At 67.3% G+C, this 22,660-nt stretch carries 20 protein-coding genes; 8 read left to right on the top strand and 12 right to left on the bottom strand.

Annotated elements, in window-relative coordinates; translation table 11 throughout:
* Positions 1-161: 161 nt before the first annotated feature.
* From BME24068_RS22175 to BME24068_RS22190, 4 genes are all read right to left on the bottom strand, one after another.
* Complete coding sequence (locus BME24068_RS22175) at positions 162-3,581, bottom strand: transglutaminase family protein (RefSeq protein WP_174927381.1); 3,420 nt, start codon at positions 3,579-3,581, stop codon at positions 162-164.
* Between the two features lie 93 nt (positions 3,582-3,674).
* Positions 3,675-4,652: a transglutaminase family protein gene (locus tag BME24068_RS22180; RefSeq protein WP_096499156.1), complete on the bottom strand. Its 978-nt coding sequence runs from the start codon at positions 4,650-4,652 to the stop codon at positions 3,675-3,677.
* 8 nt (positions 4,653-4,660) lie between these two features.
* Positions 4,661-5,602, bottom strand: a complete 942-nt coding sequence (locus BME24068_RS22185) for an alpha-E domain-containing protein (RefSeq protein ID WP_096499158.1) — start codon at positions 5,600-5,602, stop codon at positions 4,661-4,663.
* 64 nt (positions 5,603-5,666) lie between these two features.
* Positions 5,667-7,082 carry a circularly permuted type 2 ATP-grasp protein gene (locus tag BME24068_RS22190; RefSeq protein WP_096499347.1) on the bottom strand — a complete coding sequence of 472 codons (1,416 nt, stop codon included), beginning with the start codon at positions 7,080-7,082 and terminating at the stop codon, positions 5,667-5,669.
* A 631-nt stretch (positions 7,083-7,713) separates the two neighbouring features.
* On the opposite strand from BME24068_RS22190, the gene BME24068_RS22195 reads away from it, so the two are divergent.
* Together BME24068_RS22195 and BME24068_RS22200 are read left to right on the top strand one after the other, a co-directional pair.
* Positions 7,714-8,709 carry a LysR substrate-binding domain-containing protein gene (locus BME24068_RS22195; RefSeq protein ID WP_174927382.1) on the top strand — a complete coding sequence of 332 codons (996 nt, stop codon included), beginning with the start codon at positions 7,714-7,716 and terminating at the stop codon, positions 8,707-8,709.
* A gap of 190 nt (positions 8,710-8,899) precedes the next feature.
* Entirely contained in the window at positions 8,900-9,736 is an 837-nt protein-coding gene (locus BME24068_RS22200; RefSeq protein WP_096499162.1) for a cytochrome c, read from the top strand.
* Positions 9,737-9,754: 18 nt separating this feature from the next.
* Here BME24068_RS22200 and BME24068_RS22205 read toward each other — a convergent pair whose 3' ends face one another.
* From BME24068_RS22205 to BME24068_RS22215, 3 genes are read right to left on the bottom strand one after another with little or no spacing between them, the layout of a single operon-like run.
* Positions 9,755-11,011: a Zn-dependent hydrolase gene (locus BME24068_RS22205; protein ID WP_174927383.1), complete on the bottom strand. Its 1,257-nt coding sequence runs from the start codon at positions 11,009-11,011 to the stop codon at positions 9,755-9,757.
* Positions 11,004-11,546, bottom strand: coding sequence for an L-2-amino-thiazoline-4-carboxylic acid hydrolase (locus BME24068_RS22210; RefSeq protein ID WP_174927384.1), 543 nt, complete (start codon positions 11,544-11,546; stop codon positions 11,004-11,006). The genes BME24068_RS22205 and BME24068_RS22210 overlap by 8 nt, the downstream gene beginning before the upstream one ends.
* A 16-nt stretch (positions 11,547-11,562) precedes the next feature.
* Positions 11,563-12,729, bottom strand: coding sequence for a branched-chain amino acid ABC transporter substrate-binding protein (locus BME24068_RS22215; protein ID WP_174927385.1), 1,167 nt, complete (start codon positions 12,727-12,729; stop codon positions 11,563-11,565).
* A gap of 177 nt (positions 12,730-12,906) precedes the next feature.
* Here BME24068_RS22215 and BME24068_RS22220 point away from each other — a divergent pair, with 177 nt between their 5' ends.
* The 6 genes from BME24068_RS22220 to ahpF all read left to right on the top strand — a co-directional run bounded on the left by BME24068_RS22220 (position 12,907) and on the right by ahpF (position 17,493).
* On the top strand, positions 12,907-13,800 hold the full coding sequence (locus BME24068_RS22220; protein WP_096499170.1) for a LysR substrate-binding domain-containing protein: 894 nt from the start codon (positions 12,907-12,909) through the stop codon (positions 13,798-13,800).
* Positions 13,801-13,912: 112 nt separating this feature from the next.
* Entirely contained in the window at positions 13,913-14,131 is a 219-nt protein-coding gene (locus tag BME24068_RS22225) for a ribbon-helix-helix protein, CopG family (RefSeq protein WP_096499172.1), read from the top strand.
* Positions 14,125-14,301 (top strand): hypothetical protein, encoded by a 177-nt coding sequence (locus tag BME24068_RS22230; RefSeq protein ID WP_172441850.1) that lies wholly within the window; start codon positions 14,125-14,127, stop codon positions 14,299-14,301. Before BME24068_RS22225 ends, BME24068_RS22230 begins: the two co-directional genes overlap by 7 nt.
* Positions 14,295-14,660 (top strand): type II toxin-antitoxin system VapC family toxin, encoded by a 366-nt coding sequence (locus BME24068_RS22235; RefSeq protein ID WP_096499174.1) that lies wholly within the window; start codon positions 14,295-14,297, stop codon positions 14,658-14,660. The genes BME24068_RS22230 and BME24068_RS22235 overlap by 7 nt, the downstream gene beginning before the upstream one ends.
* Before the next feature lie 547 nt (positions 14,661-15,207).
* Positions 15,208-15,771 (top strand): alkyl hydroperoxide reductase subunit C, encoded by a 564-nt coding sequence (ahpC, locus tag BME24068_RS22240; RefSeq protein WP_096499176.1) that lies wholly within the window; start codon positions 15,208-15,210, stop codon positions 15,769-15,771.
* Positions 15,772-15,894: 123 nt separating this feature from the next.
* Entirely contained in the window at positions 15,895-17,493 is a 1,599-nt protein-coding gene (ahpF, locus tag BME24068_RS22245) for an alkyl hydroperoxide reductase subunit F (RefSeq protein WP_174927386.1), read from the top strand.
* A 135-nt stretch (positions 17,494-17,628) separates the two neighbouring features.
* On the opposite strand, the gene BME24068_RS22250 is transcribed toward ahpF, so the two are convergent.
* From BME24068_RS22250 to BME24068_RS22270, 5 genes are all read right to left on the bottom strand, one after another.
* The gene (locus BME24068_RS22250; protein ID WP_174927387.1) at positions 17,629-18,396 is read right to left on the bottom strand and encodes an extensin; all 768 of its coding nucleotides are present in this window, start codon (positions 18,394-18,396) and stop codon (positions 17,629-17,631) included.
* 169 nt (positions 18,397-18,565) lie between these two features.
* Positions 18,566-19,465, bottom strand: a complete 900-nt coding sequence (gene lpxO / locus BME24068_RS22255) for a lipid A hydroxylase LpxO (RefSeq protein WP_174927388.1) — start codon at positions 19,463-19,465, stop codon at positions 18,566-18,568.
* Between the two features lie 209 nt (positions 19,466-19,674).
* Positions 19,675-20,229, bottom strand: a complete 555-nt coding sequence (locus BME24068_RS22260) for a carboxymuconolactone decarboxylase family protein (protein ID WP_096499184.1) — start codon at positions 20,227-20,229, stop codon at positions 19,675-19,677.
* 25 nt (positions 20,230-20,254) lie between these two features.
* On the bottom strand, positions 20,255-21,589 hold the full coding sequence (locus tag BME24068_RS22265) for an aspartate aminotransferase family protein (RefSeq protein ID WP_174927389.1): 1,335 nt from the start codon (positions 21,587-21,589) through the stop codon (positions 20,255-20,257).
* 15 nt (positions 21,590-21,604) lie between these two features.
* Positions 21,605-22,654, bottom strand: a complete 1,050-nt coding sequence (locus BME24068_RS22270; RefSeq protein ID WP_174927390.1) for a C45 family autoproteolytic acyltransferase/hydrolase — start codon at positions 22,652-22,654, stop codon at positions 21,605-21,607.
* Positions 22,655-22,660 lie beyond the last annotated feature (6 nt).

Consider the following 22,660-nt stretch of genomic DNA (forward strand, 5'->3'; position numbering starts at 1 on the left):
ATGCGGCGGCGCCCGCGCGCCGCCGCATCGGCAATCGAGCGCGGCAGGCGCGGCGAGCGGGTGCAATCTGCCCGCATCCTAGCACTCCGTCGGGGCCGCCATCGGCCGGCGGGCCGGGAAGGCGCGAATCGCGCATCGGCATCCGTCCTTTCATCCGGAGATCAGGGCCGTCGCAGATCGAGCGTGAACGGGAATTCGCGGCTCGGCGCGGCGGCCTCGACCGTCATCCGCCCCGGCGTGTGTCCCATCGCGACGAAGCGCGCGAGCCGGCGGCTTTCGGCCTCGTAGGCATTGACGGGAAACGTCGCGTAGTTGCGCCCGCCCGGATGCGCGACGTGATACCGGCAGCCGCCGAGCGAGCGCTGCAGCCACGTATCGACGATGTCGAACGTGAGCGGCGCATGCACGCCGATGGTCGGATGCAGCGCCGACGGCGGCGCCCACGCCTTGTAACGCACGCCCGCGACATACTCGCCGACGGTGCCGGTCGGCTGCAGCGGCAGCGCGCGGCCGTTGACGGTCACGACGTGCCGGTTGTCGTTCAGCCCCGTCACGCGCACCTCGAGCCGCTCGACCGACGAATCGACGTAGCGCACGGTGCCGCCGGGCGCCCCCTCCTCGCCCATCACGTGCCATGGCTCCAGCGCGCCGCGCAGCGACAGTTGCATCCCGTTCACCGCGATCTGGCCGAACAGCGGGAAGCGGAATTCGAAGTGCGGCGCGAACCACGCGGAATCGAACGCGAAACCGGCGTCGCACAGCTCCGCGAGCACGTCGTCGAAATCCATCTTGAGGAACGCCGGCAGCATGAAGCGGTCGTGCAGCGCGGTGCCCCAGCGCGTGAGCGGCGTCGTGTACGGCGCGGCCCAGAAGCGCGCGACCAGCGCACGCAGCAGCAGTTGCTGCACGATGCTCATTCGCGCATGCGGCGGCATCTCGAACGCGCGCAGTTCGAGCAGGCCGAGCCGCCCGGTCGGCGAATCGGGCGAATACAGCTTGTCGATGCAGAATTCGCTGCGGTGCGTGTTGCCGGTCACGTCGATCAGCAGGTTGCGCAGCACGCGGTCGACGAGCCACGGCGGCATGTCCTGCCCGTACAGCAGCTTGTTGCGCTGGATCTCGGCGAACGCGATGTCGAGTTCGTAGAGCTGGTCGTTGCGCGCCTCGTCGACGCGCGGCGCCTGGCTCGTCGGGCCGATGAAGAGCCCGGAGAACAGGTACGACAGCGACGGATGGTTGTGCCAGTACGCGATCAGGCTCGCGAGCAGGTCCGGACGGCGCAGGAACGGACTGTCGGCCGGCGTCGCGCCGCCGAGCACGAAGTGGTTGCCGCCGCCGGTGCCGACGTGCCGGCCGTCGACCATGAACTTCTCGCTCGACAGTCGCGACTGCCACGCGGCGTCGTAGAGGAATTCGGTCTGATCGACGAGTTCGCCGAAGCTTCTGGCCGGATGAATGTTCACCTCGATCACGCCGGGGTCGGGCGTGACCTGCAGCAGCTTGAGCCGCGCATCGCGCGGCGGCGGATAGCCTTCGAGCACGAGCTTCACGTCGAGCGCGTGCGCGGTCAGCTCGATCGCCGCGAGCAGGTCGAGATAATCCTCGAGCGCGGCCAGCGGCGGCATGAAGAGATACAGGATGCCGTTGCGCACTTCGGCGCACAGCGCGGTGCGCGTGATCCATGCGGCCGATTCGAAGCGCTCGGGGCGACGATGTGCGTCCTGCGCATCGCGCGCCGCGGCCCCAGCGCTCGTACCCGTGCCGTCGTTGCGCCACTGCATGACGGTCTGCGCGGCTGCTTCACGATGCACGCCGGCCAGATAGCGCGGCGCATCGGCGGCGCCCGCGTGTCGCGCACGCAATGCCGCCGCGTCCGGCAGCGCATCGCGCGGCGCGAACGGATCGCGTTCGACCAGGTACGGATAGTCGGCGCTGCCGACCCACGGCAGCGAATCGAGCGGCAACCGATAGCCCATCGGCGAATCGCCGGGCACGAGATACATGCGCTCGTCGCGGAAGAACCACGGCCCCGTCTGCCAGCGCGGACCGTCGAGGCTCGCCTCCTCCGTGCGCTTGATCGGCAGCACGTAGCCGACCACGCTGTCGAGCTGCTGCTCGAACACCTTGCGCAGCCGCGCGCGTTCGAGCTCGTCGTCCAGACGCGAATCGAACGGGTCGACGTTGACCGGCAACCGGCGTTCGCGCCACAGGTAGTACCACACGTCCTCGTAACCGGGCCGCACGAATTCGTCGGTCAGCCCGAGCCGCGCGGCCAGCGCGTCGATGAAACGCTTCGCGTCGCCGGTCGTGCAGGCGGACGGCTCGCGCTCGTCGGCGAACAACGACGGATCGTGCCACACGGGCTGCCCGTCGGCGCGCCAGAAGATCGACAGCGCCCAGCGCGGCAGCTGCTCGCCCGGATACCACTTGCCCTGCCCGAAATGCAGGAAGCCGCCTGCGCCGTACTCGGCGCGCAGCCGCTGCACGAGTTCGGTCGCATAACCGCGCTTGGTCGGGCCGAGCGCATCGGTGTTCCATTCGGCGCCGTCGCGATCCTCGATCGACACGAAGGTCGGCTCGCCGCCTTGCGTCAGCCGCACGTCGCCGGCCGTCAGCGCGCCGTCGACCTGCGCGCCGAGCGTGCGGACCGCGTCCCATTGCTGCTCCGTATACGGCTTCGTCACGCGCGGCGATTCGTACACGCGCGTCACCGTCATCGCGTGCTCGAACGACACTTCGCATTCGTCGATCAGCCCTTCGACCGGCGCCGCGCTGGTCGGCTGCGGCGTGCACGCGAGCGGGATATGGCCTTCCCCGGCGAGCAGGCCCGACGTCGGGTCGAAGCCGATCCAGCCCGCGCCCGGCAGGTAGACCTCGCACCACGCGTGCAGGTCGGTGAAGTCGACCGACGTGCCGCTCGGGCCATCGAGCGCCTTCACGTCGGGCGTGAGCTGGATCAGGTAGCCGGACACGAAGCGTGCGGCGATGCCGAGATGCCGGCACAGCTGCACGAGGAGCCATGCGCTGTCGCGGCACGATCCGGACGCGAGTTCGAGCGTTTCTTCGGGCGTCTGCACGCCCGGTTCCATCCGCACGAGATAACCGATGTCGCGCTGCAGCTGCTGGTTCAGCGCGACGAGGAAGTTCACGGTGCCGGCCGGCGTGCGGTCGACGCCGTCGACGTATGCACGGAACAGCGGTGCCGCACTCGTTTGCGGATCGCATGCGAGATACGGCGCGAGTTCGGTCTTCAGCGCGTCGTCATAGCTGAACGGGTATTGCTCCGCGCTCGCTTCGAGAAAGAAGTCGAACGGGTTGTACACCGACATCTCGGCGACCAGATCGATCGTGATCTCGAAGTGCTCGGTGCGCTCCGGAAACACGAGCCGCGCGAGATAGTTCGAGAACGGATCCTGCTGCCAGTTGATGAAGTGCTGCGCCGGGTCGACCGTCATCGAATATGCGACGATCGGCGTCCGGCAGTGCGGCGCGGGCCGCAGCCGCACGACCTGCGGACCGAGGTTCACGGGCCGGTCGTAGCGGTAGCGGGTGGTGTGATGCAGCGCGACGTGGATAGGCATGGGGAAGCCGCTCGGTTCGGGTTGGGCCGCCCGCGCGCGCCGCGTCGCCGCTGCTGCGGCGGCACGGCACGACGGGTTCGGCGAAGGTGCGTGTCAGACCAGTTCCGGCGACTGCACGACGCTGATCTCGACGCCGGTGGCGCGCGCGCCGAGCCCCGTCACCGGCTGCGCATCGCGAGAGTCGAGACCGACGGCGATGCGCACGTAACGCTCGTCCGGGCAGCGGTTCATGAACGGATCGAAGCCGACCCAGCCGAGCCCTTCGACATAGGCCTCGGCCCATGCATGGCCGGCGGGCTGCTGCATCAGCGCAACGCCCTGCGGCTGCGCGGCGAGCGCCGCGTGCGGCGCACCCTGCGACTGCGCGGCATGCGACGCGCCGAGCACCTGCTGCATGCCGTCGCCGCTCTGCAGCGCGAGCGCTTCCTCCGCGTCTTCGCCGCCGGCGCTCTGCTTCGCGTCGGCGATCCGCTGCATCGCGCTGTCGGCGAGCACGTAGCCGGAGATATAGCGCGCGGGCACCTTCAGCGCACGCGCGGCCGCGATGAACGCATGCGCATGGTCGCGGCTCGTCCCCTCGCCGTTTTGCAACGCGGTTTCGGCATCGACGGGCGCATCCGCCGCCAGGTTCGGCGCATATGCGATGCGGCCGTGCACTTCCGTCATCAGCCAGTGCAGCGCATCGAGGCTGCGCGGCTCGATCGGCAGCGCCTGCGTGAGCTCGCGCACGAGTTCGCCCGCTTTCGTGAGCGCGGTTTCGCGCTCGAAGATCCAGGGCGGCGCATAACCCTCCGGATTGCCGACGATGCCCGCGCGATCCTGTGTTTCGACGACGCCGGCGGCGACCACGACGATCTCGTGCTTCGCGCCGCGTTCGTGACGCACGAGATCGATCTGGTTGCCGAGCCCGTCCGCATACGACAGCGTCGGCTCGACGCCGTCGATCGTGACCTGCCACGCGCGCACCGTCTGCCCGGGCCCCGATTGCGGGCGCAGCCGCAGCCGTTGCAGCGCATGGGTGGCTTGATCGTCGAACTGATAACGCGAAATGTGTCGAATGGCGAGTCGCATGGCAAGTCTCAGTCGAAGTTGTAGGCCTGGGCGATGTCGGCCCCGAGGCTGTTGTTGCGGCCGATGAAATCGGTCAGGAACTCGTGCAGGCCGCTCTTGAAGATTCGCTCGACCGTGGTATCGGACAGCATCTGCAGAATCTTCGTGGCCGTGTCGTGACACGGGTGTGTCACGCCGTAATCCTTCGCGAGCAGGTTCAGGCTCGACACGACGCGCCCGTAGCAATAGCGCAGCGAACGCGGCATGCGGCCGTTCAGGATCAGGTAGTCGGCGATGTTCATCGGCTTGTACTGCACGTCGTACACCCAGCGATACGACCGGTGCGCGGCCACGCAGCGCAGGATCGTCTCCCACTGGTAGTTGTCGAGAATCGTGCCGACGTGCGACACCGACGGCAGCAGCAGGTGGTATTTCACGTCGAGGATGCGCGCGGTGTTGTCCGCGCGCTCGACGAATGCGCCGATCTGCGCGAAGTCGAAGATCTCGTTGCGCAGCATCGTGCTGTAGAAACTGCCGAGTATCAGCGCGGTTTCGCGCTTCACCTCGTCGAGCACGGCCGGCAGCGCGCTCTCCGGCACCGGCTGCGCAAGCGCGCCGCACAGCGCGAGCCATGCACCGTTCACGCTCTCCCACGCTTCGCGCGTGAGCGCCGTGCGTACCATCCGTGCGTTCGAGCGCGCGGCCTCGATGCACGACAGCACGCTCGACGGGTTGTCGCGGTCGCGCAGCAGGTAGTCGGTCACGGTATCGGCGGCATAGGCGTCGTACTTCTGACGATAGCCGTCGTCCGCGCCCGAGCTGACCAGCACCGACGACCATTCGGCCGGCGCGTCGGACGTGCGCGTGAGCGCCATTCGCAGCCCGGCATCGACGATGCGCGCGATGTTTTCCGCGCGCTCGATATAGCGGTACATCCAGTAGAGACCGCTCGCAGTTCGTCCCAGAAGCATCTCGTGTCCACTCCGTCTTCGTTCGGTTCGCGTGCCGGCTGCGGCACGCGCGGTCGTGCCCGGCTCAGTCGGCCAGCACCCAGGTGTCCTTGGTGCCGCCGCCCTGGCTCGAGTTGACGACGAGCGATCCTTCCTTCAGCGCGACGCGCGTGAGCCCGCCCGGCGTGATGCGGATCCGGTCCGACACCAGCACGAACGGCCGCAGGTCGACGTGGCGCGGCGCAAGGCCCGCTTCGGTCAGGATCGGCGTCGTGGACAACGCCAGCGTGGGTTGCGCGATGTAGTTCGCGGGCCGCGCGCGCAGCTTCGCCGCGAATGCTTCGAGTTCGGCCTTCGACGCGCACGGGCCGACCAGCATCCCGTAGCCGCCCGAGCCGTGCACCTCCTTCACGACCAGTTCGTCGAGATGGTCGAGCACGTACTTGAGGCTGTCGGCCTCGCCACAGCGCCAGGTCGGCACGTTCTCCAGCAGCGCCTTGCGGCCCGTGTAGAACTCGACGATCTCCGGCATGTACGAATAGATCGCCTTGTCGTCGGCGATGCCGGTGCCGGGCGCGTTCGCGATCGTGATGTTGCCGGCGCGATAGACGTCCATGATCCCGGCCACGCCGAGCACCGAATCGGGGCGGAACGTGAGCGGATCGAGGAATGCGTCGTCGACGCGGCGATACAGCACGTCGATCGGCCGGAAGCCTTCCGTGGTGCGCATCGCGACGCGGCCGTCGATCACCTGCAGGTCGCTGCCCTCGACGAGGTGCACGCCCATCTGGTCGGCGAGGAACGAATGTTCGTAGTACGCGGAATTGTGGATGCCGGGCGTGAGCACGGCGATGGTCGGATTGTCGGCGTTGCCGCCCGGCGGGCATACGGCCGCGAGCGACTGGCGCAGCATCTGCGGATAGGTCTCGACCGGGCGCACCTTGACCTGCTGGAACAGCTCCGGGAAGAGCTGCATCATCGTCTCGCGGTTTTCCAGCATGTACGACACGCCCGACGGCGTGCGCGCGTTGTCCTCGAGCACGTAGAACGCGTTCTCGCCGGTGCGCACGATGTCGACGCCGATGATGTGCGTGTAAACGTTGCCAGGCGGCCGGAAATCGATCATTTCCGGGATGAATGCTTCGTTGTGCGCGATCAGGTGCTTCGGCACGATGCCCGCGCGCACGATTTCCTGGCGGTGGTAGATGTCGTCGAGGAACGCGTTGAGCGCCATCACGCGCTGCTCGATGCCGAGCGACAGCCGGCTCCATTCGGCACCCGAAATGATGCGCGGAACGATATCGAACGGAATCAGCCGCTCGGCGGCCTGGGCGTCGCCGTACACGGCGAACGTGATGCCCGTCCTGCGGAACACGCCTTCCGCGTCGTGGGCTTTCTGGGCGAGGCTCGCGGGGTTCTGCGTGTCGAGCCACTGCTTCAGGCGCGCATAAGGCGCCCTGACCATTTCGCCGGATTGCAACATTTCATCGAACGGTTTCATCGAATTGTTCTCCATCGTTCTCCCCGGCATTGCGCATGCCGGACCGGCGTAATCACTGCTTTGCAAGGAACGTGCCTTGCCTGCCCCCCGTCGATTCCCCCTTTTCGCGTCATCGGCGCACGCCTGCGCGCCACGCCGCACCACGACGGTGCACGGTGGCTCGAACCGGCGCATCGGCGCGCCGCGATCGCGCGGCCGGCGCCGCGCCTGTCGAACATAGTTTCCCCGCATGTCACGCGTGTGCAATCTGCACTGCACCAATGCGCGCGTCGCGCGGCCCTTGCGCGATGCGGCGGCCCGTGCCGGCCATCGTCCTGCCCGCGTGCCCCGCCCGTCGCGACGGGTTTCGCGAAGGGCGGGCCAGCCACGCACCCGGCGCGGCCGGCCCTGGGGAAGTACCGTCTGCGGCTGCACCGTCGTTCGACGCGATGAACCAACCGGTTAGCCGGGTCCGGCGCCTCAAACGTATGCAGCCGTAATGCCGCCGACAACGCTCATGCATATTTCGACTGACACCCATCGAAAAAAAACATCGGCCGGGCATGCGCGAGGCACGGTAGGCTAGAAGGTTCGTGCAGCGAAACGGCGCCGCCGCCCCGTGGGCGCCCGACTATAAAAAGCGAAGATCGAAATGGAAGCAAAGTGGCTGGAAGATTTCCTGAGCCTCGCGGATACCAAGAGCTTTTCCCGGGCCGCGCGTCATCGGCATCTCACGCAGTCGGCATTCAGCAGACGAATAGCCGCACTCGAAACGTGGATGGATGCGAAGCTCGTCGACCGCAGCATCAATCCGGTCGCGCTGACGCCGGCCGGCCAGATGTTCCGCGGGCTGGCCGCCGACATCCTGCGCAGCATGTATGCGGCACGCAATCTCGTGAACGGCTACGACCAGTTCGCGGCGAGCGACCAGGTCGTGCGTTTTGCGGTCGCGCATACGCTCGTGTTCACGCTGTTTCCCGAATGGCTCAAGCAACTGAACGGCGAAGTCGGCCACGTGACCGCGCGCGTCAATGCGGTGAACGTGCCCGAGGGCGTGCAGCAGCTGGTCGAAGGTGAATGCGACCTGCTGCTCGGCTATCACCATCCGCAACTGCCGATCGTGCTCGATCCGAACCACTTCCCGTTCGTCACGCTCGGCGTCGAACGGATCCTGCCGGTGTCGACGCCCGACGCGCGCGGCAAGCCGGTCTTCGAACTGCCGGGCACGCCGGACGCGCCGCTGCCGCTGCTCGCGTATTCGTCGGGCGCGTTCCTCGGCAACGTCGTGGAGATGCTGCTGCTGAACGCGTCCGAGTCGTATGCGCTGCATCGGTGCTTCGAGACGCACATGTCCGAAGCGCTGAAGGGCATGGTCGTGGCCGGGCACGGCATCGGCTGGCTGCCGGAGAGTTGCGTCGCGAAGGAACTCGCGGAAGGTTCGCTCGTGCGCGCAGGCTCGGAACACTGGATCACCGAGCTCGAGATCCGCCTGTACCGGTCGGCGCGCAAGCGCGGGCTCGCCGCCGAACAGCTGTGGACCTACATCATGAACCGGCCGCGCACCGCGGCCGCCGACACGATCGCCGCCGAACGCGCGCCCGCGCCGACCGTTCGCATCGCGCGTCGCAGCGCAGGCGGCAGCCGGTAACACAGCGCGCGCACGCTTCGCCGCAGCGCGGCATCCGTCGTTACTGTTCGGCCCGATCCCTGGCGCTACGCCGCTCCCGCGCCGAAGTCGCCAGCGCCGCCCGTACCGGATAGACTGTCGCCCGATTCCATCCATCGGCCGCGGCGCCCGCCTTCCCGTCGCCGCCGGAACGCCCTTCCACGGAGAACGAATGCCGAAGCGCCAGTGGTTTTCGCTGTTGCTGCTGACGATGTGCCTGATCGCCGCGCGCGCATCCGCGCAGTCCTCGCTCGAACTCGATACCGACGGCACGCCGCGCGTCCTGACGCGGCAGGCGCTGCTTGCCCGCCCCGACGCAACCGACATTCATGTGCCGCGCGACATCGCGTACGGCCGGCCGATGACGTTCCGCGCGGTGCCGTTTGCCGCGCTGCTCGGCGACATGCCGCTGCCGGCGGCCGGCGTGCTCGAAACGCGTGCGGCCGACGGCTTCGCCGCGCAACTGCCGCTGGATCTCGTGCGCCGCGGCGCGCCGGCCGGCGCCGTTGCGTGGCTCGCGATCGAGGACCCCGCTCGTCCGTGGCCGAAGCTGCCGGGCAAGCCGGTCAGCGCCGGGCCGTTCTACCTCGTGTGGCTGGGGCCGGACGCGTCGTCGGTGCGCGGCGAGCAGTGGCCTTATCAGATCGTGCGGATCACGATCGAATCGTCGCCGCTCGCGCGCTGGCCGTCGCTCGCCGTGGATCCGGCGCTGCCGGCGAACGATCCGGCCCGCGCGGGCCAGCGACTGTTCGTCACGCAATGTCTCGCGTGCCACCGGCTCGACGGCGCGGGCAGCAGCCATGCCGGCCCGGACCTGAACACGCCGATGAACCCGGTCGACTACTTCCAGCCCGCCGCGCTGCGCCGCTACATCCGCAATCCGGCGTCGGTGCGCGACTGGCCGGGCCGCGTGATGCCGGCCTTCCCGCCCGATCAGTTGAGCGACCGGGAACTCGACCAGATCGTCGCTTACCTCACCTACATGGCACGGCGCAAAGCCGGCAAGTAAGCCGCGCCGGCGCGCCGCTCAGACGCCCGGCTCCTGCGCGCTCCGCAACACCGCGCGCAGCAGCACGTCGGCGCCGGCCGCCGCCCATTCCGGCGTGATCGCCTCGGCCTCGTTGTGGCTCAAGCCGTCGACGCACGGCACGAAGATCATGCCGGTCGGCGCGACGCGCGCGACATAGCACGCGTCGTGGCCCGCGCCGGACACGATGTCCATGTGCGACAGCCCGAGCGCCTGCGCCGCATCGCGCACCGCACCGATGCAGGCCGGTGCGAACGGCACCGGCGGATACTTGAAGATCTGCTCGATCTGCGCGCCGAGCCCGGCGGCATCGGCCACGCGCGCCAGCTCCGCACGCACCGCGGCATCGAGTGCGTCGAGCACCGCATCGTCAGGATGACGAAATTCCACCGTGAAGAAGCAGCCGCCCGGCACCGTGTTGCGCGAATTCGGCCGCGCTTCGATCATCCCGACCGTCGCACGTGCGTGCGGCGCATGGCGCCGGCCGAGCGCATCGACGAATTCGATCATCCGCGCGGCACCCACGAGCGTGTCGCGGCGGAATTCCATCGGCGTCGTGCCCGCGTGCGCATCGACGCCCGTGAGCGTCACCTCGTACCAGCGCTGCCCCTGCCCGGCCGTCACGACGCCGATCGTCTTGCCGGCGCGCTCCAGAATCGCACCTTGCTCGATATGCAGTTCGTACGCGGCATGCAGCGGATACCCGCCGACCGGCTCCGTGCCCGCATAGCCGATCCGCTCGAGCTCCTCGCCGATCGTCTTGCCCGCGCCGTCGGTGCGCGACAGCCCGTATTCGAGCGTATAGACGCCGGAGAACACGCCGGCCGAAATCATCGCCGGCGCGAAGCGCGAGCCTTCCTCGTTGGTCCAGATCACGACGTCGATCGGGCGCTCGGTCTCGATGCCCGCATCGTTGAGCGCGCGCACGACTTCGAGGCCGCCGAGCACGCCGTAGATGCCGTCGTAGCGGCCGCCCGTCGGCTGCGAATCCGCGTGCGAACCGGTCAGCACCGGCGCGGCATCGGGATTGCGGCCCGCGCGGCGCGCGAACACGTTGCCCATCCGGTCCACGCGCACCGTGCAGCCGGCGTCGCGCGCCCACTGCGCGAACAGGTCGCGCGACTCGCGATCGAGATCGGTCAGCGCGAGACGGCAGACGCCGCCCTTCGGCGTCGCGCCGATCTGCGCCATCCGTTCGAGCGACGCCCACAGGCGCTCGCCGTCGACGCGCGGCGCAAGCGCGAGGTCGTCACGCATTGCCGCTCTCCGGTGCGTTGTCGCGCGGCGCGGTCTGCAGCACATAGCGGAAATCGCAGCGCTTGCCGCCCTGCATGATCGTGCTCGTGCGCGTCAGCGCGATGCGCGGGTCGTAGCCGTCGATGAAGTAACTGTCGCGTGCGCAGCTCAGCAGGTGGCCGATCTCGCCGAGCCCCATCGCGTGGTACATCTCCGCGTAGCTGCAACGATGCACGTCGTAGTCGTAGTGCGCGTCGTCCGCGCGGCGCACTTCGACGTCGAGCGCATCGTCCTTCTCCCACAGCACCTGCAGCGCGATGAACGACTGCACGCTCGTGCCGTCGGGTTCCTGCGCGGCGAACGCGCGGCCCGCGTCGACGGCCGCGCCGCGTACCGCTTCCGCGATCACGGCCTGCGCGCGTTCGGTGCCGAATTCGCGCTTCATGATCTCGTAGATCGGCTTGATGATTTCCGCTTCGATGCGGCGCCGCGCGAGGATGCCGAGGCGCGCGTCCTCGGGCGCTGCGGCGGCGGATGCCTGGGTGGTATCGGTCATGGGGTCGTCTCCGTCGTTATTTCGCTGCGGTGCGCGCGCCGCCGAGCACGTCGACGACGGTCCACTTGCCGCCGCGCACTTGATAGATCGTGAATGCCGGATCCTTCAGATTGCCTTCGTTGTCGAACGCGATCCGGCCGGTCACGCCGGCACGGTCGATCGCACGCACGGCCGCGACGAGCTTCGCCGACTGCGTCGTGCCGGCCTTTTGCGCGGCGGCGATCAGCGTGGCGGCCGCGTCGTACGCGAACGGCGCGTGCAGCTCGATCGGCGCGTGAAAGCGTGCGCGGTATTGCGCGTCGAACGCCTTGCCGCCCGGCATCCTGTCGAGCGGCAGGCCCGGTTCGAGCGCCGTCACGCCGTCGCCGTCCTTGCCGGCAAGCGACAGGAAGGTCTGGCTCACGAAACCGCCCGCGCCCAGCAGCGTCGCGTTCACGCCGAGCTGGCGCATCCGGCGCGCGATCGGTGCCGCTTGCGCATCGAGCCCGCCGAAGAACACGAGATCCGCGCGCTTGCCCTTGATCGCGGTCAGCACGCCGCTGAAGTCGGTGGTCTTGTCGTTCACGTACTGGCGATCGACGATCGTGCCGCCGTTCGCCTGCACGCCCTTGATGAACTGGTCGGCCAGCCCCGCGCCGAACGACGTGCGATCGTCGATCACGGCGATGCGCTTCGCCTTCAGCGTCTTCACCGCATAGGTGCCGGTGAAGTTGCCGCCCGCATCGTCGTGACCCATGATCCGGAACGCCGTCGCGTAGCCCTGCTGCGTGTACTGGTGGCCGGTGGACGCCGGCGCGATCTGCGGAATGCCCGCATCGCGATAGACACGCGACGCCGGCACGCTGCAGCCCGTGTTCCAGTGGCCGACGACACCGATCACGTGCTGGTCGACGAGTTGCTGCGCGACCGCGACGGCCGTGCGCGGGTCGGACTGATCGTCGGCCGCGACGAGCTTGTAGACGACCGGCTTGCCGCCGATGCTCGGATGCTTCGCGTTGGCGTCGTCGATCGCGAGCTGCGCGCCGTTCTGCAGATCCTTGCCGATCCGTGCGGACGGGCCGGTGAGCGGCGCGGCGAGGCCGATCAGGATCGTTTGCGGCGCGGATTGCGCGAAGGCGGGAACGGACGCGATCAGCGTGGCCGCGGAGAATGCGAGGCTGGCGGGAAGGAAAGCGATTTTCATGTGCGGGGATCAGCGGTTCGGATCAAAACATGAAAAATATTAAATACTCAGCACCCACACCCCAAATATTCAATTGTTGGATGCTTATACGATTCCCGACACGATATCGTAATTACCTGTAAATACAGGATATTTTTATACTATCGCTTACCCCGACTTTTCTATAAAATTCGATACATGAAAAATATAGAACAATTGCCGCACGATCCGCCACTGCGCGCCGTCCGCGCGTTCGAGGCGTTCGCACGTCTCGGCTCGGTCACTGCGGCCGCGCACGAACTCGACATCACGCCGTCCGCGGTCAGTCACCAGCTGCAACTGCTCGAGGCATTCATCCAGACGCCGTTGACCGTGCGCGAAGGCCGGCTGCTCGCGCTCACCGACGAAGGGCGCGACTATTACCGCTCGATCAGCGCCGCGTTCTCGGTACTGCGCAGCGCGACGCGCTTCGTGCGCGATCGCTCGTCGCTGCGGCAAATCACGATCAGCCTGATCCCGCTGCTCGGCATCGGCTGGTTCATTCCGCGGCTGCATGCGTTCCTCGCCGACAACACCGACGTGGACGTGACCGTGCTGTATGCGCACCACCGCAACTACCGAAGCGACGCGTCGGACCTGTCGATCCGCTTCGGCACCGGCGACTGGCCCGGCTACCGCTGCGAGCGGCTGCTGCCGGGCGCGATGGTGCCGATGTGCAGCCCGTCGTTCCTGAAGCGCCACGGGCCGTTCCGCACGCCGGCCGACCTCGCCCGCGCCCCGCTCGTGCACGACGAGGATCGCAGCACGTGGGTCAACTGGCTGCAGGGCGCCGGCGTGCGCCATGTGTCGCACGCGGTCGGGCCGATGTTCGAGGACGGGCAGCTCACGCTGAGCGCGGCGCGCGCGGATCTCGGCGCCGCGCTGCTGCGCGCGCCGCTGGTCGAGCGCGAACTGGCCAGCGGCGCGCTCGTGAAGCTGTTCGATCACGCGCTCGACGATGGACGCGACTACTACCTGTGCACGCGCGAGGATGCGGATATGCCGGACGGCGCACGACGGCTGGCCGAATGGCTGAGGAAGATGGCGGCGTAAACGCGCGGACGGACGGCTGCCTGCGCCCCTGTCGGGCCTCGCTGCCCCGCCGGCGCCTTGCGGGTGCCGGCAGGCATATATATGATATGCATATCGTATATCGGAGGTTGCGATGAGCCGTATCCTGATTGATCTGTCGAATGGCCAGCTCGACGAGCTGGCCGCCATCGTCGAGACTGAGCAACGCCCTCGCGCTGCGATCATTCGCGATGCGATCGACGCGTATATCGCGCAGCACAAGCGTTCGCATGCCGACAACGTGTTCGGTCTCTGGAAAGATCGTGCGGTCGACGGGCTCACCTATCAGGAGGCACTGCGCTCAGAATGGTAAAAGCACTCATCTACACCCATGGCGCGGCCCGGCATTCCGGCCGCCCGAATCCGGCCGACGCCTGCCTCGCGCAGCACCGGCGGCAATCTGCCGACACCGTGTTCGGCCTCTGGAGAAACCGCGCGCTCGACGGGCTCGCCTATCAGCAAGCACTGCGCGCGGAATGGTAAAGGCCCTCTTCGACACCAACATCCTGATCGACTACCTGGGTGGCGTGGAGGCCGCACGAACGGAACTCGCCCGCTACGACTACCGGGCGATCAGCATGATTACCTGGATGGAAGTGCTGGTCGGCGCGACGGCCGGCGACGACGCGGCGATCCGCGCGTGGCTTTCGTCGTTCGCCATCATCCCGCTCGATGGCACGGTCGCGAATCGCGCTGTAACGATTCGCAAGGAACATCGCATGCGCCTGCCCGACGCGATCATCTGGGCGTCCGCGCAAGTGAACGGCCTGCTGTTCGTGTCGCGCAACACGAAGGACTTCCCCGTCACCGAGCCCGGCGTCCGCGCGCCTTATCAGATCTAGCATGAGCGGTGTCCGTCGGGCGCGACGGACACATGCCCAGCCGCATCACGCTGCGCCCCTTAGCCGGGCGCGATCGCATACGCGAACGACGCAGCGCGCATGCGGCGATCGGCATTTCCGTGCAGCCCATCACCGCGATACCGACGACCCGGTGCGTGAGCGTCGCGTGCGTGCGTGCGTGCGTGCGTGCGTGCGTGCGTGCGTGCGTCAAGTCAATTGAATCACGCGGCGCATGAAGTCGCCCGTGGCCAGCGGCCTCATCCATCCCACCCAATACGCCTGATACGCCGACGAGCGCCACGCTGTTCGCCGTTGCTCTTCACCCGCACGACGGCAACGCGCAGAGCGCCGACACGACAGCCGGGCTGCCGATCACCGGCAACAGCGCGCGCACGATCTCGCCGAACGGATCGACCGCCACGAACAGGGGCCGGAAGCAGATAGAAATTCCCGATGCCGCGGATTGAAACAAGCAATTTCACAAACCTGGGGTGAACCCGGATACTGGGAACACTTCTTCAACACCCAAGCAAAAGGAACTCGCAAGATGCCGATCATCAACACCCAAATCAAACCGTTCAAGGCAACCGCATACCACAACGGCGATTTCGTGCCCGTGACCGAAGAAAACCTCAAGGGCAAGTGGTCCGTCGTCGTGTTCTACCCGGCCGACTTCACGTTCGTCTGCCCGACCGAGCTGGGCGACCTCGCCGACCGCTACGCGGAATTCCAGAAGCTGGGTGTCGAAATCTACGGCGTGTCGACCGACACGCACTTCACGCACAAGGCATGGCACGACACGTCGGACACGATCGGCAAGATCAAGTATCCGATGATCGGCGACCCGACGCTCACGCTGTCGCGCAACTTCGACGTGCTGATCGAGGAAGAAGGGATGGCGCTGCGCGGCACGTTCGTGATCAACCCGGAAGGCGAGATCAAGCTGTGCGAAATCCACGACAACGGCATCGGCCGCGACGCAGGCGAACTGCTGCGCAAGGTGCAGGCCGCGCAATACATCGCGGCGCACCCGGGTGAAGTGTGCCCGGCCAAGTGGACGCCGGGTGCGGAAACGCTGACCCCGTCGCTCGACCTGATCGGCAAGATCTAAGGGTCGCCGCGCGCCTCGCACGGGGCGCGCGACAGGCATCACCACGGGCCGCCTCGCGCGGCCCGCGCCCTCCTCCGGCACGACGTGCCCGACCAGAATCATCAATACGGAATCCGAAACGCCATGCTCGACGCCAATCTCAAGAACCAACTGAAAGCGTACCTCGAAAAGATCACGCGCCCGATCGAACTCGTCGCGTCGCTCGACGACAGCGCGAAGTCGCAGGAACTGCTTGCGCTGCTGAACGAGATTGCGTCGCTGACGTCGAGCGTGACCGTGGCCGAACGCCGCGACGACGCCGAGCGCAAGCCGTCGTTCTCGATCGGCGAGCCCGGCAAGCCGGCCGGCATCCGCTTCGCCGGCATCCCGATGGGCCATGAATTCACGTCGCTCGTGCTCGCGCTGCTGCAGACGGGCGGCCATCCGATCAAGCTCGACGACGATGTGATCGAACAGATCCGTGCGCTCGACGGCGACTACGCGTTCGAAACGTATTTCTCGCTGTCGTGCCAGAACTGCCCGGAAGTCGTGCAGGCGCTGAATGTGATGTCGCTGGTCAACCCGCGCATCCGCCACGTCGCGATCGACGGCGCGCTGTTCCAGAACGAAGTCGAAGCCCGCCAGATCATGGCCGTGCCGACGATGTTCCTGAACGGCGAATCGTTCGGCCAGGGCCGCAGCAGCGTAAAGGAAATCCTCGCGAAGCTCGATACGGGCGCCAGCGCCCGTGCCGCGAAGTCGCTCGAGAACAAACAAGTGTTCGACACGCTGATCGTCGGCGGCGGCCCCGCCGGTGCGGCGGCCGCGATCTACTCGGCACGCAAGGGCATCGCAACGGGCGTCGTGGCCGAGCGTTTCGGCGGCCAGGTGCTCGACACGATGGCGATCGAGAATTTCGTGTCGGTGCAGGAAACCGAAGGGCCGAAGTTCGCGACCGCGCTCGAGCAGCACGTGAAGCAGTACGACGTCGACATCATGGACGTGCAGCGCGCCGATGCGTTGATTCCGGGCGACGTGCACCAGATCCGCCTCGCGAACGGCGCGGTGCTGAAGGCGAAGACGATCGTTCTCGCGACCGGCGCGCGCTGGCGCGAAATCAACGTGCCGGGCGAGCGCGAATACCGCAACCGCGGTGTCGCGTACTGCCCGCACTGCGACGGCCCGCTGTTCAAGGGCAAGCGCGTCGCGGTGGTGGGCGGCGGCAACTCGGGTGTCGAAGCCGCGATCGACCTGGCCGGCATCGTGAAGGCAGTCACGCTGATCGAATTCGGCACGCAACTGCGCGCGGACGAAGTGCTGCAGCGCAAGCTGCGCAGCCTGCCGAACGTGACGATCGTCACGCAGGCGCAGACGACCGAGCTGACCGGCGACGGCAGCAAGCTGAACGGGCTCGTCTACAAGGATCTGCGTTCGGGCGACACGAAGCGCATCGATCTCGAAGGCGTGTTCGTGCAGATCGGCCTCGTGCCGAACACCGAATGGCTGAAAGGCACGATCGACCTGTCGAAGCACGGCGAGATCGTCGTCGATGCACGCGGCGCTACGTCGGTGCCGGGCGTGTTCGCGGCCGGCGACGTGACGACGGTGCCGTTCAAGCAGATCGTGATCGCGGTCGGTGAAGGCGCGAAGGCATCGCTCGGCGCGTTCGACTATCTGATCCGGCAAGACGCGACGCCGGCTGCGGCCGCCGCGCCGCAGGCCGAAGAAGCGATCGCCGCGTAACGCGCGACGCACCACACCGAATCGTCTCTCTTGGCCCTGCATGCCCTGGTCGGCGTGCGGGGTCCTTTTTCATCCGGCGTCGGTTTGCGATGTGCGAGTGCACTGGCCGGCCGCGCTGGTCTTGCCGAGCCACGCTTACCGAGCCACGGCGGGGCCCGCGTTCGCCGGAGTCGGTGCCTTGAAACTGCTCGACTGGCGAACCAGTTGATCCGTCATCGCGGCAGCCACCGCGTTCGAGCCCGCCGACGCGCGCTGCTGGCCGGAGTTCGACGGCGGCACATATTGCGGCGGCGGCAGCGACGGATCGAGCTTCGCGGATTCGCGCACGAGCTCGGCCGTTTCCGGCGTTTCGGCATTTCTGGCCGTGGTCGTGGTTGTCGCTGCGTGGCGCTCGAGTCCATCGCGCTTGCGCACCGCGTGTTGCGGCGGCTGATACGCCTGCCGGCTCGGCTGGCTCGCCTGTGCCGCCTGGACCGGCGGCGCGGATTGCACCGGTTGCGCGGGTTTGGCCTTCGGCGGGGTCGCGCCCTCCGGCTCCGCCGTCACGACAGGGACGGCCGGTGGCGGCGCACTCGGCTTCGCCGGTGGTGCATGCGCGGCGATCACCGGCACGACGGCAGCGGATGCCGGCGCCGCACTCGTGCGCGCGGCAGGCGTTTGTTGCGGCACGACGTCGTCCACGTGCGCGGACGGGATGGCGACCGCCGCAGGCGGTGCAATCGCGCCTTCCGCGGTGTGACCGTCGTTCGCGCTCGCCACGGCGGCGGCCGGCGCGGCGGAATCGCCGATGCCGGCTTCCGCGATCGCACGGTGGTCCGCACGCAGGAGCATCACGTAGCCGGTGCCTGCCGCGGCAACCAGCAATCCGCCGGCGATCATCAAGGTTTTTCGGGTACTCGTCATGCTTGCTCACTGATCTTATCGACGTGAACGAGCCATCATACGCGTGCGTTCGCGCTTGATCCCGCACGAATACATTTGGTTGCATTGATATCGACCCCACGTCGCCGGGGCCGCGCAACAGCCCGCCGCCCTATCGTCAGATGGTTCGACTGCGCGTGCCTTGCACCCTTCAGATGCAGAAGATCGCAACCGCGATCCCGCCGAACAGAACCCACTTGACGATGTAGTACATGGTTCGATTCCACGCTTTCAGCCGCTTGCCGGCACGACGAATCGCATACAGGTACTTGAAGGCACGATTGAGCGCGCCCGTACGGTCGCCCGTCTCGTTCGGCGACGCGGCCGCGCGCATCAGCAGTTGTCCGAACGTATCGTTGATGCGCTGTGCCCAGCGATATTTCATCGGCCGGTCGATATCGCAGAACAGGATCACGCGATCGTGCCCGGTGCGATTCTCGGCCCAATGCAGATAGGTTTCGTCGAACATCACGGCCTCGCCGTCGCGCCATGCATACGACTCGCCGTCGACGACGATCCGGCACGCGGCGTCGTTCGGCGTGTCGAGCCCGAGGTGATAGCGCAGCGAGCCCGCATACGGATCGCGATGCAGCCCGAGCTTGCCGCCCGGCGGCAGTTGCGCGAACATCGCGGCCTTGATCGACGGAATCCGCGACAGGATCTCGACCGTTCGCGGACACAACGCCCGCGCGGACGGATGCGGCGCGTCGTACCACTTCAGATAGAAGCGCTTCCAGCCGTTGCGAAAGAATGAATTGAAGCCGATGTCGTTGTACTCGCCCGACGCCTTGATCCGGCTTGCGTCGCGCAATGCGAGCGCTTCGCCGCGCAAAGTCTGCCATTCGCGCTGCAGCGCCGCGAGCTCCGGAAAGTGCTGCGTGTCGAGAAACGGCGTGGTCGGCACCGACGAGAACGCGTAGGAAAAGCAGTTCAGCGGTGCAGTGAAGGTCGAGTGATCGGATAGTTGCCTGAACAACCTGTGCCGAACCTTGCCGCGCCGATGCGTGTACACCACACACGCAATGAACACGATCAACAGGACCCAGCGCATCGTTATTCCCCCGTAAGCTGTTTGCCGAAATTCTAGGGGCGGGGAAAATTTCCTGCGCTGAAAGTGCAGACGGCGCGATGTGCGTCGGCAAGACGCGGCGAGCCTGTCGATCGAGCCGGGGCAAAAATGCGGAAAAGCCCGTGCAGACGGGCTTTTCGACGCAATCCGAACGTACGCGCGGCCTGTGCCGATGCGCGTGTGCGCGGCGATTATTCCGGAAACGGTAAAACAGTTTGCCCGTCCGCGCGCATACCGAACGTGTTGAGCGTCATCGCGACGAGCGCGTAATAGCCGAGCAGCGCGACGAGGTTCACGACGGTCTCGTGACCGAAACGCGCCTGCGCACGCGCGAAGGTGGCATCGCTCACGCGCTTCGTGTCGTACAGCTCGGTTGCGAACGCATGGATCAGCGCATCGTCGTCCGATTCGAACGCCGGCTCGACGCCACGCCGGATCGCGTCGGCCGTCGCGGCCGGCACGCCGGCATCGAGCGCGATCGGATGGTGGATGTGCCACTCGGCCTGCGAACGCCAGCGCGCGGCGGTCACGAGAATCGCGAGCTCCGACAGGCGCAGCGACAAGCCCGTGCGATAGCGGCAGAACGCGCCGAGGCGTTGCGCGTGCTGCGCGAGCTCGGGGCTCGCGATCCAGCCGAGGAACGGCCCGTTCAGGTTGCCGCGCGGGCCGCTGAGGATCTCGGCGAGCACGGCCTTCTGCTCGTCGGTGGCCGATGCGGGATCGAAGGGAGGCAGTCTGTCCGTCATGGTGAGGATTCCGTGAGGTCGTCGTTTACGCGCCGGCCGATGCGAGCGCCGCATCGATCGCGCCGGACAGCCGCTCGACGATCGTGTCGATCTGCTGCGCGGTGCAGATGAACGGCGGCGCGATCAGGATGTGATCGCCATGCACGCCGTCGATCGTGCCGCCCATCGGATATACCATCAGGCCGCGCTGCATCGCCTCGCGCTTGACTGCCGCATGCAGCTTCAACGCGGGATCGAACGTCGCCTTGGTATCGCGATCATGCACGAGTTCGACGCCGACAAACAGCCCGCGGCCGCGCACGTCGCCGACATGCGGATGCGCGCCGTAATGCGCGCGCAACGACGCACGCAGTTGCTCGCCGCGCGCCTTCACGTTGTCGAGCAGTTTCTCTTCGGCGATCACGCGCTGCACTTCGAGCGCGGCCGCGCATGCCGTCGCGTGGCCGAGGTACGTATGGCCGTGCTGGAAGAAACCCGAGCCGTCGACGATGGTCCGGTAGATGCGGTCGCTGACGAGCGTCGCGCCGATCGGCTGGTAGCCTGCGCCGAGCCCTTTCGCGATCGTCAGCAGGTCGGGCGCGACGCCGTCTTCGTCGCATGCGAACAGATAACCCGTCCGCCCCATCCCCGACATGATTTCATCGAGAATCAGCAGCACGCCGTACTTGTCGCACACCGCACGGATCTTCTTCAGGTAGGTGCGCACCGGCGGCACCGCGCCGGCCGTGGCACCAACCACCGTTTCCGCGACGAACGCCGCGACGTTTTCCGCGCCGAGCGCGACGATCTTCTGCTCGAGCTCGTCGGCCAGACGCTGCGCATACGCTTCGTCGGTTTCGCCGGTCAGCTGATCGCGGTACGCATAGCACGGGCTCACGTGATGTGCTTCGATCAACAGCGGCAGGAACGGCTCGCGCCGCCATGCGTTGCCGCCGATCGCGAGCGCGCCCAGCGTATTGCCGTGATAGCTCTGGCGCCGCGCGATGAAATGGCGGCGCGACGATTCGCCCTTCTCGACGAAATACTGGCGCGCGAGCTTCAATGCGGCCTCGATCGCCTCGGACCCGCCCGACACGAAATACACGTGCTCGAGGCCGGCCGGCGCCGCATCGACGAGCCGGTCGGCCAGTTCCTCGGCCACCTCGGTCGTGAAAAACGACGTATGCGCGTACGGCAGTTGCTGCGCCTGCCGCTTGATCGCATCGATCACGCGCTGGTTGCTGTGCCCGAGACACGACACCGCCGCACCGCCGCACGCGTCGATATAGCGTTTGCCGGTCGAGTCGACGATCTCGATGCCGTCGCCTGCAACGGCAACGGGCAAGGTGGCGCGCGGAGCGCGATGAAAAACTGTCGTCATGCGTTGCCTCATGGTTCAGGACGCGCTCGGCGCGTGCGCGACCGGCACGATGCGCGTCGCGAAACGCTGCGTGCCGTGTTGATGAATGGTGAAGTCGATCGCCGCGTCGCGAATCGCGAACATCGCGGTCGCCAGCGTGTTTTCGTCGTCGGGATCGGCCGGGTCGTCGCGATAGATCGGCAACCCTTCCGGCGCGCGATCGCCCAGCACGCGCAGCAACGCGGCTGCGTCGATCGCGTCGATGTCCGGCGTCAACGCATCGACCCGCCGCTGGCGATCGCCGGACGACTGCGTGACGATCTGCGCTTCCGCGTCGCAACCCGGATGCACGAGATGGTTCGCGTGGCCGGTGACACGTGCGACATCGACGATCGAGCAACGCGCGACGCTCGCCTCGATGCTGAGCACCCGCATGTCGCCGGTCGCGCCGAGCGTGTGATGGAAACCGCTGGCGCGCGCATGCGTGCGCAGCACGTCGGTGGCCGCGTCGAGCGACGGCGCATCGAGCACCGCGCGCGCGAGGATCATCCGCGGCACGCCGGCCGCGGGCGTGCGGATGCGCAGGTTGTTGATCGCCTGCGCGATGCCGGCACGGTTCGCGGCGAACGTATGGCCGGGCAGCGAGCCCGGGTAATAGAAACTGATGAAGCCCGGCTTGCCGTGCGGCTGCACGTCGACGAGCAGGCAGCGCTCGCGCAGGTACGGATCGCCGTCCTCGTTGTGCGCGATCCAGCGCGTGCCGTGCGCGTCGCGCCCGGCGAGCGTCGTGCAGCCGTCCGGCGCGTTGTGGATCAGTTCGCCGCGGCAGTTCCACAGGAAGATATCCTCGGCCGGCCAGCCGACGCCCGCCGCGATCCCGTCCAGCTCCGCGACGAGATCGGGATAGGCGGCCAGCGCAGCCTGTCGCAACGCGTCGACGAACGGATGGCCGCGCCAGCGGCGCACGGCCTGCCATGCGCTGCTCTGCTGCATGTACGTATCGAACACGGGGCGCGCGAGTTCGCCGAGGCGCACGCCGATGTCGAACGGCGTGCCGGCGATGACGGGAGAAAGGGAAAGCGGCATGTCGGA

This window comes from Burkholderia anthina, assembly GCF_902498995.1.
Lineage (GTDB): Bacteria > Pseudomonadota > Gammaproteobacteria > Burkholderiales > Burkholderiaceae > Burkholderia > Burkholderia anthina.

Coding starts and splice junctions, on each gene's coding strand:
- BME24068_RS22175 (WP_174927381.1), bottom strand. CDS start 3,581: ATGCCTATCCACGTCGCGCTGCATCACACCACCCGCTACCGCTACGAC.
- BME24068_RS22180 (WP_096499156.1), bottom strand. CDS start 4,652: ATGCGACTCGCCATTCGACACATTTCGCGTTATCAGTTCGACGATCAA.
- BME24068_RS22185 (WP_096499158.1), bottom strand. CDS start 5,602: ATGCTTCTGGGACGAACTGCGAGCGGTCTCTACTGGATGTACCGCTAT.
- BME24068_RS22190 (WP_096499347.1), bottom strand. CDS start 7,082: ATGAAACCGTTCGATGAAATGTTGCAATCCGGCGAAATGGTCAGGGCG.
- BME24068_RS22195 (WP_174927382.1), top strand. CDS start 7,714: ATGGAAGCAAAGTGGCTGGAAGATTTCCTGAGCCTCGCGGATACCAAG.
- BME24068_RS22200 (WP_096499162.1), top strand. CDS start 8,900: ATGCCGAAGCGCCAGTGGTTTTCGCTGTTGCTGCTGACGATGTGCCTG.
- BME24068_RS22205 (WP_174927383.1), bottom strand. CDS start 11,011: ATGCGTGACGACCTCGCGCTTGCGCCGCGCGTCGACGGCGAGCGCCTG.
- BME24068_RS22210 (WP_174927384.1), bottom strand. CDS start 11,546: ATGACCGATACCACCCAGGCATCCGCCGCCGCAGCGCCCGAGGACGCG.
- BME24068_RS22215 (WP_174927385.1), bottom strand. CDS start 12,729: ATGAAAATCGCTTTCCTTCCCGCCAGCCTCGCATTCTCCGCGGCCACG.
- BME24068_RS22220 (WP_096499170.1), top strand. CDS start 12,907: ATGAAAAATATAGAACAATTGCCGCACGATCCGCCACTGCGCGCCGTC.
- BME24068_RS22225 (WP_096499172.1), top strand. CDS start 13,913: ATGAGCCGTATCCTGATTGATCTGTCGAATGGCCAGCTCGACGAGCTG.
- BME24068_RS22230 (WP_172441850.1), top strand. CDS start 14,125: ATGGTAAAAGCACTCATCTACACCCATGGCGCGGCCCGGCATTCCGGC.
- BME24068_RS22235 (WP_096499174.1), top strand. CDS start 14,295: ATGGTAAAGGCCCTCTTCGACACCAACATCCTGATCGACTACCTGGGT.
- ahpC (WP_096499176.1), top strand. CDS start 15,208: ATGCCGATCATCAACACCCAAATCAAACCGTTCAAGGCAACCGCATAC.
- ahpF (WP_174927386.1), top strand. CDS start 15,895: ATGCTCGACGCCAATCTCAAGAACCAACTGAAAGCGTACCTCGAAAAG.
- BME24068_RS22250 (WP_174927387.1), bottom strand. CDS start 18,396: ATGACGAGTACCCGAAAAACCTTGATGATCGCCGGCGGATTGCTGGTT.
- lpxO (WP_174927388.1), bottom strand. CDS start 19,465: ATGCGCTGGGTCCTGTTGATCGTGTTCATTGCGTGTGTGGTGTACACG.
- BME24068_RS22260 (WP_096499184.1), bottom strand. CDS start 20,229: ATGACGGACAGACTGCCTCCCTTCGATCCCGCATCGGCCACCGACGAG.
- BME24068_RS22265 (WP_174927389.1), bottom strand. CDS start 21,589: ATGACGACAGTTTTTCATCGCGCTCCGCGCGCCACCTTGCCCGTTGCC.
- BME24068_RS22270 (WP_174927390.1), bottom strand. CDS start 22,654: ATGCCGCTTTCCCTTTCTCCCGTCATCGCCGGCACGCCGTTCGACATC.